Source organism: bacterium, from assembly GCA_023382385.1.
GTDB lineage: Bacteria > Electryoneota > RPQS01 > RPQS01 > RPQS01 > JABWCQ01.
In genome coordinates this window covers 878,440-891,386 of the sequence record JAHDVH010000001.1, presented here as the reverse complement: position 1 = coordinate 891,386, position 12,947 = coordinate 878,440, and the positions used below count along the sequence as shown (strand labels likewise).

The window sequence follows — 12,947 nt, the reverse complement described above, 5'->3', positions numbered from 1 at the left end:
AACCCTGCGGCTCTACATTCTTGTATTGGGTCCCACAGCGTTACTCCAGAGGTGTCACATGGTTCGCTATCTCCAAGCTTCGTTAATAGCTGTTCTTTCGTTGTTTACCATTGCGTCCGCCCGTCCGGCGAAAGACTATGTGATGGGACCTGTTGCGGTGACCGGAGGCGAAGCTGTCAGAGCGCAGGCGTACTTACGAGTTCCGGGAGTGACCCTCGATGACGAAGGCGGGACCCCTAATTCGACGTATGAGATTGTTGGCCAGACCTGGTTCGACATCCAAACCAACGGGACTCACGGTAAGCAAATTGCGGTCGATCCGCTTGGCGCTGTGCATTTCGCGTGGACCAACGGAGAAGATGCGCAGTCGAGCAGCAGGCACGTCTTTTACAATTGCTGGTATCAGGATACGCTTGCCCAAGGTCCCACGGGTGTGACTGTGGAGAGCAGCAATCGAGCAGGTTTCTGCAACATCGCTGCTGCGGCCAACGGCTTTGCGTTCCCTGCTTTTCACCAAGCGCTCTTGAGCACTCCCCATGCTGCGGCAAGCATTGACTTCATCGCGCGCGCTGGAGCTTATACCGCTTTCGAGGTTCCGTTCGGCGGGCACGAACCGGCCATCATCTGGCCGCACATTGATATGGATCGCCATGGACGGATCCACATGGTGGCAACTGAAAGCGGAGGCGCGGCTGAAGAGTATTATGTGCGCGGACAACCCAGCTATGACTCGGGTTTCGGAATCGATATCAACTGGGGCGCGGGCTTCGTCACGCCATGGGATCCTGCGACGTTCATAACTATTGATGTGGCGTGCTCACGCCAAAGTGATCGCGTGGCGGTCGCCTGGATTGCCGATCCGGCGGGGGACATCGATCAAGAGAATATCCAAATGCGAGTATCCGAAGACGGAGGCAACAATTGGAGCGACATTGTTGAAGTCACGGGCATTCCACCGATTGACCCGAATTGCATGGCTAACGGCGGGGACTACATCACCTGCAACGCCGACACATTCCGTCCGTGGATTGACTTGTCCCTGATTCTCGACGACGACGACAATGTTCACATTGCCTACACGGCGCACGCCTGGTACTACTTTGATGAAGATGGCACGGTAGGGCCGTTCGGATTGGTCTACTCTACAATCTGGCACTGGGGTGAAGATCGCGAAGAGTTCAATTTGATCAATCACGCGTTCTTTGCCAATGACTCCGTTGCCCTCGGCGTGAACAACCTGATGTGCCACCGCCCGAGTCTGGCGATTGACACGACGAACGGCTATCTCTATTGCTCATTTCAACAGTTTGACCAGCATGCCTTCAGCGATGCAGGTTATCCAATGGGGGAATTCTACATTTCCGTTTCGACGGATAACGGACAGACGTGGGCCATACCGACGAACGTGAGCAATACGCCGGGCCAGCCAAATCAGCCGACGGGCAACGATCCGAGCGAACGCGACATTACAATTGCAAAGTATGTGACGGACGGGGTCATTCATGCTCTTTACCAGCATGACTACGCGGCGGGCAGCGCAGTTGCAGGCAGCGGAGCGGAAGGCCCGGCCACGCTGAATGACATGGTCTACATGCGCGTTCCGGTGAGTGACATTCCGACGCATCCATTGCAGGAGATTTGGGCGTTTCGTGCTGACTCGACCGGATTTCCGCGGGAGTTAAGTTCGCGCGGTGAGCACGTCGTTTTGCCCGCGGAGATGCTGCTGCATCAGAACTATCCTAATCCGTTCAACCCGATGACGAATATTCAGTTTGATTTGGCGAAGGCCGGAAGTGTCAAGCTTGCAGTGTACGACGTGACGGGCCGTCAGGTTGCAACACTCTTGGATGAAGCGATGAGTGCCGGCGCGCACGTGGTCACGTTCGACGGAAGCAGTTTTGCGACGGGAGTGTATTTTGCGCGGTTGGAGTCGGGCGGGGAGAGTATGACAAAGAAAATGATCCTCCTCAAATAGTAGAAGAAAACCATTGAGTTATTTATGACTTTAGTTCCACCTTACATTGAATCCCTAATACCCTACAAACCCGGGAAGTCGGCGGAGCAGATTCGCGAGCAATACGGTATCGAAAAGATCATCAAGCTCGCGTCGAACGAAAATCCGATCGGATCGTCGCCCAAGGGAATCGAGGCGGCGAAGAGTTCATATCACGACATTCAGCTTTATCCTGATGGCGGACTGATGCTGCGCAAAAAGCTTGCTAAGCTCTATGAAGTCAAGCTGGATAATGTGGTCGTCGGGAACGGTTCCGAGTCGATTCTGGCAAATATCGTACGCACGTTCATGCTCGATGACGAAGAAATCCTGACGGTGGCCGGAACGTTCATAGGAATCTATGTCGCGGCCTGGTCGCGCGGCGTGAAGTTGGTGACCCTGCCCCTTAAGAATTTCGCTTATGATCTCGAAGCATTGGCCGATGCGATTACGCCCAAGACGAAGATTATCTATCTGGCCAATCCGAACAATCCGACCGGTACCTATTTCACCAAGACAGAGTTTGAGATATTCATGAAACGCGTGCCGTCGCGCGTGCTGGTGATACTGGATGAAGCTTACTGCGAGTATGCGGAAGATTTCGATGACTATCCCGATTCGATGACCTACCGCCTCGATAATGTCATGACGCTCAGAACCTTTTCAAAAGCATACGGTCTGGCGGCGGTGCGCATCGGGTATGGATTCGGTCACGAAGACTTGTGCCGGAACGTCTTAAAGGTCAAACTCCCGTTTGAACCATCCAGTGTCGCTCAGGCGGCCGGTGCGGGTGCGCTCGATGATGAGGACTTTCTGAAGCTCACGCAGGAGACCAACCGCATAGGACGTGTGGAAATGCCGAAACTCTACGACGAGCTCGGACTTCGGTATGTTCCTTCCGCTGCGAACTTCTTCATGCTGCCTTTTGAGACTGAGGCGCAGGCCTTGAAACTGTCAGAGGAGCTTGAGAAACGCGGTGTGATTGTGCGTCCGCTCAGAGGATTCATGCTTCCGCATTGCGTCCGGATAACGATTGGAACGCCGGAGCAGAATGAGTTTCTGGCGGAAGCCCTGCGCGATATTTGTATGGCACAGGCATAGATTTGCCGGCTTGAAGGACAAAGCCCCGAAGGAAATTCGGGGCTTTGCTGTTTTGCGGACGGAGTCAAACTTCGGCGTAAGGCACTCAGAAGCCGGTTACTTCCGTCACATAAACCTCGCCGTCGTGGACAAAAGCACAGCGCGATCCGTCTGGGTTGAGGGCGGGTTCATCCGGCCAAAACTGTGTGATGCCCTGCACAGAGCGGCGCTGACCGCTGGGGATATCATAGACGACCAGCTCGGCAAACTTCAGTTCAGACTTGTCCACGATGAATATCAGGCGGTTCGAGTCACCCGACCAAGAAGGCCAGCGGCCGCGGCCAAGCTCCACAGCCTTCCCTGCAGCGACCTCCACAATCTTGACCTCTGTTGATTCGGCTGTTTTGCCAACGACTGCGACCCATGCGCCGTCCGGGGAAAGCTCGAACCCCTCGACTGCGTAGGTTGCTGGTGACTGCCAGACGGCATCTCCTGCCGGATTGCGGACGGTCAGTGTGCTTCCTTTCAGGAAAGGTCCATCCAGCCTCTTGCTCCCTTCGAGGTCGGTCAATGGTTCATCGAGAGCACTACGATAGTAGATCTTATCATCAATCCTATAAGGGCCTAAAATTGACTCCTTGTTGGACGTTATCATTCTGTTTTCTAATGTGCTTAAAGGGGTCACTACCAGTCGCTCCGGCTTGCTTGGCAGCGCTTCTGCGATGCGTCTGTAGACCAACGCTTCGCCATCCGGATCGAACACAAATCTCCTCCCAACCCCCTTAGCATTCGCGACCCGGTAGAATTTTTGCAACCGGATACTGGTGGCCAACTCGGTGGCATGCAGTTCGTCCAAGTCAAGGGTCGTGTAGGCCAGCAACTTTCCATTGCTGTCCCATAGTGGGGCGGAGCAGCCTCGGCCAGCACGTTCTGCTACCTTTTTGGGGGCAGATTCTACAATTCCATAAAAAACAAATATAAATGTGAGAATGAAGAGACTTCTGAGCCGCGGTGAAATCAGCACGTTGAGCATAGGTTGTGGATAAGTTTCGACAGGGGGCGGGAAGTCGCCAAGATTTGAATTTCGTAGCACTTGCGGGGTCCAAACTGTTGACTGCTTCACGAGAAATGGTTATCTTTCTAAGCCCTGCATGGATTCGCTCTGAAGCCATGCGTCTTTACATTTTGCTAAATCAATCAAAGATAATTACCTGAACGAGGATTCGCAAGTCATGACTCGGGACATTGTTTACTCCTTCTCGGGAAGAGCGCTTCCGCTCCTCCCGCGGGCTGCTGGTTCACCGCCAGATTCTTCAGCAGTGAATGCTGCTCTCTTTACCTTGCGGACACCCGCCGGGTTCCAGTCGACGGCTTCGTTCGAAATGATTTCGTTTGTGGAGGTGTGTTGATGAAGTTACGTGCTCTACTATTCTGCGGATGCGTTCTGCTTTTGACCGGTGCGGCGAACGCACAGTTTAACTGCTTCCTGCTGTACGATTGCACAACAGATCCCGGTTTGACGTACCAATGCGGCTTTACGGGTGCTCCGCTGCCGGACGGAACGACGATCGCCCAGATTTTCTGGGATGCGAACGATAACGGTCCGGACGCAGCCGACCAGCTTGCCCGTATCGACGGACCCGTCTTTGGCCGCGCAAACTTCAACAGCATGCCCTTCAATTCGGTGGATGATCTGGGTTGTGAAGGCGGATTCTATTCCTATGACCTATTTACGATTTCCACGAATACGCCGCAGCCGTCGCGCTACTGGGTGCGGGTCTGTGTGCCCGGGCAGAATCGCTATTGGCGAACGAACTCCTTCACGATTACGGACGGTTACAGTGAAGTGACGTTTCGTCAGGCGGATTGGACATGTGTGGAAGAGGCCTGCGGCGGCTGCATCACGCCGGATGCGGTGACCAATTTTCAGGCTTCTGACAACTCGTGTTCGCAGGTGACGATGACGTGGAGTCCTTATCCTGCTGACCAGAGTGTGGACTCGCTGTTCATCTACCGCAGCAACACGGATACGCTGGTGGCGCGTGTCGCCAGAGCGGCTACGCAGTATGTCTATTCGAATGCTCCGCAGGGCTCCTATGGCTATATCATCATCGCCCGCTCGGTACAGGGCAATGACACCTGTTTTTCGACCAGCAGGTCAGATAACGGAACGCGTCTGCCCTCGGCCTTGGGTCCGGCGACCTGCACAGCTTCAGACAACCGCTGCGGAAGCGTGATTGTTTCGTGGACGGTGCCGAATAACATTGCGACGATTGACTCGTTTGCCATTTTCCGAGACGGTATTGAAGTAGGTAGACAGATTCGCGGGCAGGCCGGACAGCCGAACAGCGACACCATTTTCATCGCCGGAACTGCCAATTATACCGTGGCCGGGTGGAACGCGGGGTGTGGCGCAGGAACGCAGTCGGCTCCCGACCAAGGAACGGCGTTTGCCGCTCCTGCCGTGCCGGCGAACGTCACGGCATCTGTCGGTCAGTGTCTCGTGACGGTCAACTGGACACCTTCGGCCGGCGCGACGGGCTATATCGTGTATCGCGACGGCAATCAGATCGGCACACCGGCTGCTCCGCCATTTACACATGAACCTCCTACTCCGAACCAGAATAACAATTACACGGTAGCTGCGCGCAATACGAACAATCCGGCGGATTGTCAGACGAGTGCGCAGTCGGCTCCAGCCGTCGGCTCGGACATCGATGAACCGCTGGCGCCGTCCAACGTGCAGGCGACCGACTCGACGCTCTGCTTTGTGCAGGTGACGTGGACGGACAATTCGAACAACGAACTCGGATTCATCATTCGCCGCGGCGGTGTCAATATCGACACGGTAGCGGCGGGATTGCAGACGTATAACGATACGACGGCGGCGCAGGGCACGGTCTACAGCTACACGGTGCTGGCCTACAATGCCTGCGGCAACAGCACGATTCCGACGGCGAACTCCGGTTCGCGCAAGCAGGTGCCGCCGCAGGTGACGGGCGTCAATGCGACGGATAACCTGCCGGACCGCGTGACGGTGACGTGGACCAACATCATCCGTGAAACGAATTACCGGATTTTGCGGGACGCTGTGCAGCTTGCGATAGTTAATGCGGATATTACGACGTATGACGACATGACGGCCGTGCCCAACGTCGTTTACATGTACACGGTACAAGCCTATAACGAATGCGGCGACGGTGCGGTTTCCGTAGGCAATACGGGACAGGTGCTTGCCTCACTAAGTCCGCCGACGAACGTGCAGGCGACGGATGATCTGTGTAACCGCGTGGATGTGACGTGGACGGATACCCAGAATGAGACGGGTTACAACATCTTGCGCGATGGGAACCAGATTGGCTCGGTTGCGGCCAACGCGACGAACTTCAGCGACAACACTGCCGTGCCGGGAGTTGTATATGCCTATATCGTTCAGGCCACCGGCCCGGGCGGTCCCGCAAACAGCACGCCTGACAACGGCGGTCGCGCTCCGTTGCCGCAAGCGCCAGCTTTGGTCTGGGTGTCTTCAACCTGTACTGGAGTGAATTTCTCTTATGAGCGGGGAGACTTTGCGGACACTACGGTCTTTTTCCTTGATGGAGTGCAGATTAATACGAGCGTAGGTGCTGCGGGTAACTTCAATGTGACGTTGCCGGATGACGCAGAGCATGTCGTTTACGCGATTGGCGCCAATGAGTGCGGTCGCGGAGACACGAGTGAACAGTATATCGTGAGCAGATTGCAGGCCCCCGGAGTCGTGACCGACTTGACGGGAACGAGCGAGAATTGTGCGGACGTCCTGCTCGAATGGACAGATCCGGCAGGAGCCGATGAGATTCATATCTATCGCAACTTGGTGCTGATTGCAACGGTTCCTTTTGGTGTAGGCGAGTATCTGGACAATGTCGGCAACGGCCCCGCAACGTATGAATACTTTGTCAGAGCCGAGAACGAGTGCGACGTAGGCGCTACGAGTGAAGAGATTGAAGTTAGTGTGGCTCAAGCTCCGACGGTGCCCACGAACGTCATAGCCAGCGATACCTCGTGTTTCTTCGTGTGGGTGACCTGGGACGCGTCGCTGGGTGACGTGGACTACTACAATATCTATCGCGACGGCCAACTTGTCGGCAACAGCAATCCGGGTGTTAGAATCTTCTCTGATAGTCCTCCTGATGCCTTGCCGCACGACTATGCTGTTTCGGCGGGCAGTGCAGAATGTATCGACTCCGAGGCCAGCGATCCTGTCCCGGGCCGTAAGCTCGAATCCGTCGGGATTCCTACCGGCTTGGTTGCAGCCGAAGCGCGCTGCGATACGTTGTCTTTCTGCTGGACTGCGGCCTCAGGTGACGTTGACGGTTACATTATTTATGCGAACGGTGTTCCGATTGATACGGTGGTTGCGACGTGCTTCGGATATCTGCCGGCTACTCCGGGACAGAGAACATACCGAGTGAGTGCCTATTCCGCACTTTGCGGTGAAGGCGGCCTCAGCGCTCCGATAGACATTCAACTGTTGGCTTCTCCAATTGCTCCGCCAAGCTTTGCGGGTTCAAGTAATAGTTGCTCTGGTGTCACGCTGACGTGGGGAGCGCAGCCGGCCAACACCGCGCTTGCGGGCTATCGCATCTATCGCGGTGCCACGCTGATTTTCGAAGGCGCTGCGCACAACGATGACCGCACGTTTGTCGACGCGGGTGCGAGCGAAGGCGTGAATAACTATACTATCGTGGCCTACAGCTTAACAACTGGCTGCGATGATTCCGACCCTGCGGCAACAAGCGGCACCGTGCTTCCTTTCCCGACGACTCCGACCAACGTGCAGGCGTCTGATACGTCGTGCTCGGATGTGTACGTGACGTGGACCGCTTCCACCGGCACTTTCGACGGATACAACGTCTATCGTAACGGTGCCTTCGTGGCATTCGTCGCGGCTCCCACGACGAACTACACGGATACCGGTATTGCGGGCGGGACAACAGCCTCGTATACGGTGGCTGCAACGGACGATGTGTGCGGAACGACGGCGCAATCTGCTGCTGACAATGGAACTCGACTTGAAGGACCGGATGCGCCAACTAACGTGACGGCGTCCAATAACGATTGTGACGAAATCCTTGTGAGTTGGAGTGCCGCGCCCGGAGATGTGACGGAATATCGTGTGTTCCGGAATGGCGCTCTGGCAGGAACCGTCCTGCCGCCGACGACACAATTTGCTGACACGCCGCCAGCAGGTGTCTATGAATACACCGTGCGGGCCTATAGTGTTTTCTGCGGTGAAACGAATCCGTCCGCTCCTGCGACGGGTGAGCGTCTGCCGCAGATGGGACAGGTCACGGGTGTTACGGCGTCCGTTGACAGTTGTGACGGTATTCTGATTACGTGGAGTGCGTATCCCGGCGCAACCGAATACCGCGTGTATCGCAGCGACGATCCCAACAATTGGTGGTCAAGTCTTGCGCCGCACTTGACATCTGTCTTTGACAACTCCGTGCCAGAAGGTGTACCATACAGTTACCGTGTGACGGCGGTGAATCCTTGCAACGAAGGACCGCAGTCTGCGCCGGCAACGGGACAGCGCGCCGAGACTCCGAGCCAAGTTACCGGTCTCACGGCCACGCAAAACTTGGTCAGTGAGGTCTGCTTGAGTTGGAATGATGTCAACGGAGAGTTGAACTACAATATCTATCGCAACGGAACACTCATCGCCAGCAACAGTGCCGATGACGTCACCTACTGCGACGGAACAGCTTCGCCCGGCGTGACTTATACCTACACCGTCGCCGCGACAAACGTCTGCGGTGAAGGTGATCTGTCTGCCGGAGCGCAGGGTGTTGCCGTGTTCAGTTTAAGTCAGGTTACCGGTGTTACGGCTTCTACAACAGATTGTAATCAGATTTGCCTGTCGTGGTCCGATATCGAAAATGAAACCGGCTATGAGATCCTGCGTGATGGAGCCTTGCTCGCCTCGGTCGGTGCGAACGTCACGACTTACTGTGATTTGACCTCCGTGCCCGGCGTGTGCTACAACTACACGGTGCGCGGGTTTAACATCGGTGGTGCAGGTCCCGAGTCGGTGATTGTGCAGGGTTGCCGTCGTAATATTCCTGCGCAAGTGCAAGGCCTGACAGCTACGACGACGAACTGCTCCATGGTCATCCTGAATTGGACCGACACGGCAGACGAAGACCGCTATGATGTGTATCGCAACGGAGTACTGCTCGTGCAGAACGTTCCTGCGAACACGACTACCTACAACGACAATACCGCGACACCGGGTGTCGCGTACATGTATACGATTCTGGCCGTCAACGCCTGCGGCAACGCGCCACAGAGCGCTCCCGCGCAAGGTGCCGTTGCAACGGTTCCGCCGCTGGTGGCCGGATTGACCGCGTCGAACAACATCTGCTCGCAGATTGCTTTGACGTGGCAGGATCAGCTTTCGGAGACAGGTTATCTCGTCTATCGCGATGGCAATCTGACTACTCCGATTGCGACGGTTCCGGCGAATCAGACGAACTACACCGACACAGGAGTGACCGGCGTTCACACATACAATGTGCGCGCAATCAACAACTGTGGAAACGGTGAAGCGGGATCGGCCGTGGCAGGCGAAGGATTGACGGTTCCCGGTGTCGCAACCGGTGTGGCTGCTGCTGAGAATTGCGGCAACGTGACGGTCACGTGGAACGCGCCGGCGACTCAGCCGATTCAAGAGTACCGCGTGCTGCGCAACGGCTCTCAAATTGCCACGGTGCCCGTCGGTACTACCATGTATATGGACGCGAATGTCGCGGCCGGAACGTATTCCTACAGAATCGTCACGGCCAATCAGTGCGGTGCCGGAGCGCAATCCGCATTGAGCAACAGTGTGACCGTGATTCCCAATCTGGTTCAAGTAACGGGCTTCACGGCCGTTCCGAGCAACTGCTTCTGCATCAATCTGAACTGGAGTAACGTTGCGAACGAGAGCGGCTATTACATCTATTGTAATGGCGTAATCGTGGATACGGTCGGCGCGAATGTAACGACGTTGACCTACTGTCCGGCGGACACGCAAACCTGTTCGGTTCAGGTGGCGGCGTTTAACAGCTGCCAAATCGGCCCGCTGTCTAGTGCGATTGTGGTTACTCCGAATACCTATCCTCCGGCGATTTCGGGCTTCACCGCGTCAGAAAATCTCTGCGATCGTGTCCTGCTCCAATGGACTGCTTATAGCCACAGCGGAGTATCATTGCTCAAGATTCGTCGGAACGGTGCAAACGTCGCAAACGTTCCTGCCGGCACGACGTCTTACAATCAACTTGGCGTGTGGCCGCAAAGCACCTACAGCATCTCTGCACTGCGCGTGTGCGCCCCCGGAGACACGATTGAATCACCGCTTGCGACAGATGGCGGACGTACAGCACCGACACCGATCGGACCCTCTCAAATGGCCGCTTCGGACGATGGATGCGGAATTGTCACCGTCACTTTCACCTTCACGGATGTCGATGGACAGGATTCCGTGCACGTAAAGCGTAACGGCAACGTCATTGCTCGCTTGGCGGGAGGATTGCCGAATGTTCAACGAAGCTATGTGGACGCAAGTCCGCTGCCGGCTGTAGCGGTTTATGAAGTCTGCGCCTTGTCCAATATCTGCGGACAGGGAGGATGTGCGAATGACGTCGGTCAGGCCGCACCGGTCGCTGGTGCGGTTACGAATCTCGCTGCGACGAATGATCGTTGTAACACAATTATCCTGACGTGGACCGGTACGCAGTATGCAACGCAGTACGTCGTGAGACGTAACGGCGCAGTGCTGGCGAATGTTCCGCAAGGGACCTTCGTCTATTCCGACAACGTTCCGACTGGGACAACCAATAGCTATACGGTTGCTGCGACGAACGATTGCGGTTCCGGTCCGCAGACTCCGCCGGTAACGGGGTCGACGATCCCGCTGCCCGCAGTTCCGACCGGCGTGGCCGCTTCGGACGGCCTGTGTAATCAGGTTATCGTGAGCTGGAATCTGGTGGCCACCGCTACGAGCTATCAGGTCTGGCGCAATAACACACTACTGGCTGACAACATCCCGGGCGCATTTAACTCTTACACGGACAACAACGTGCAGCCCGGCGTGACGTACAACTATCAAGTGCGCGGTGTCAACCAGTGCGGATTGGGCGTCTTGTCGGCTCCGACTACGGGTTTCTCCGCTCAGCAGGTAGCGACTGTGACGAATATCACTGCAACAGTTAACCTCAACGATCGCGTTCGTTTGACGTGGAACAACGTAGCGCAGGAAACAGGCTACGAAATTCTGCGTGGGTTCCCGCCGCAATCAATAGCGACGGTTAGCGCGGATGTCACGAGTTACAACGACTTCTCGGCAGCTCCGGGTGTCGAATATGAATATCGTGTGCGCGCGTTCAACAATTGCGGCCTCGGTGAAATGTCCACCGTGGTGTACGGATATCGTGTGCCCGTTGATCCGATCATCTTCGGAGTCGTAACCGTCACGACGGAACTCTACGGCTGTATGTCTGCGGTTCCAGCTGATATGGATGGCGACGGCGATATGGATGTCGTTGCCGCAGGAATGTTCGCTGACAAGGTGATGTGGTACGAGAACAACGGCACGTGGGACTACACTCCGCATGTTGTGATAGCAGATTGGGACGGTGCACGTTCTGTGGCCGTCGGTGACTTGGACGGCGACGGTGACTTGGACATCGCCGCGGTGGCGCAGTTCGCCAACGAGTTGATGTGGTTCCGCAAGAATGCAAACGGCACTTTCACTCCCAACATCATTCTCACGAATTACCGTGGTGCCCGCGATGTGATTATCGTCGACATGGACGGAGACGGTGATCGAGACCTGGTGACGGCCGCTTGCGACGACAATGATGTAAGCTGGTGGCGCAACAACGGAAGTGGCGTGTTCACGCGCTTTGTTGTGGACAACAACTTCGTGGGTGCTCGCTCAATCGAGGTCGCGGATATCGGGAATGACGGTGATAAGGACATTCTCGGTGCGGCGTATGAAGGCGGCATGCTCGCGTGGTGGTCGAATAACGGAACTCAGTCGTTTACCCGCCACGTTCTGGCAACCGGCTGGTTCGGAGCGTCCTATATCAATGCGGCGCATCTGAACAATGACAACGTGCTTGATATCTACTTCTGTGTGGCGCAACAGCCGATGATTGCGTGGTGGGATGGTGCGACGATGGAACAGAACTATATTACGTCATTGCTCCCGTTCCCGCGCGAATTGGATGCCGTGGATATGGATGATGACGGACGAGCGGATCTGCTAGTGGCTGCCAACGAGCCGAATGAAATCTCGTGGTGGAGGAATACTGACAACCGCTTCTATCGGAATGTCATGTCGAGCTCCTTCACTCAGGCTTCGGTCGTAAAGGGCGCCGACTTTGACGGCGATCAGGATACCGACGTGCTGGGTGCCGGTGAAGGCACAATCAAGATCTGGCTCTCTTCGCTGCTCGATGTTGTGGAAGGTGCCTCCATCATCAGGCCGCAGGACGACGATAACGAAGGCGGCGACAGGCCGGCGTTCGGGCACGTGGCCATCCCACTGGTGCATGAGCTGTCCGCGAACTATCCTAATCCGTTCAACCCGACGACGCAGATTCGGTTCGGATTGCCGGAAGCGGATTATGTTAAGCTGACTGTCTATGATATCACGGGCCGTGAAGTCGCACGTCTGGCCGAAGGCAGCTTCGGTGCCGGTTACCATACCGTTACGTTTGATGCCTCGCAGTTTGCAAGCGGTGTCTATCTGTATCGGATGGAAGCCGGCAGCTTCGTGCAAAGCCGCAAGATGGTGTTAATGAAGTAGACTGATCGGCTGTTTGGCTGATTGGTGTCGGGTTGGCGA

4 protein-coding genes are annotated in these 12,947 nt (G+C 55.9%); 3 read left to right on the top strand and 1 reads right to left on the bottom strand.

Annotation, left to right across the window (positions count from 1 at the left end; translation table 11 throughout):
* Positions 1 to 58 precede the first annotated feature (58 nt).
* Positions 59 to 1,975 (top strand): T9SS type A sorting domain-containing protein, encoded by a 1,917-nt coding sequence (locus KJZ99_03980; GenBank protein ID MCL4305047.1) that lies wholly within the window; start codon positions 59 to 61, stop codon positions 1,973 to 1,975.
* A 24-nt stretch (positions 1,976 to 1,999) separates the two neighbouring features.
* Positions 2,000 to 3,094, top strand: coding sequence for a histidinol-phosphate transaminase (locus KJZ99_03975; protein MCL4305046.1), 1,095 nt, complete (start codon positions 2,000 to 2,002; stop codon positions 3,092 to 3,094).
* An 85-nt stretch (positions 3,095 to 3,179) separates the two neighbouring features.
* On the opposite strand, the gene KJZ99_03970 is transcribed toward KJZ99_03975, so the two are convergent.
* Positions 3,180 to 3,953, bottom strand: a complete 774-nt coding sequence (locus KJZ99_03970) for a hypothetical protein (protein ID MCL4305045.1) — start codon at positions 3,951 to 3,953, stop codon at positions 3,180 to 3,182.
* Between the two features lie 528 nt (positions 3,954 to 4,481).
* Between KJZ99_03970 and KJZ99_03965 the strand changes: the two genes are divergently transcribed.
* Positions 4,482 to 12,908 (top strand): VCBS repeat-containing protein, encoded by an 8,427-nt coding sequence (locus KJZ99_03965; protein ID MCL4305044.1) that lies wholly within the window; start codon positions 4,482 to 4,484, stop codon positions 12,906 to 12,908.
* The last annotated feature ends 39 nt before the right edge of the window (positions 12,909 to 12,947 follow it).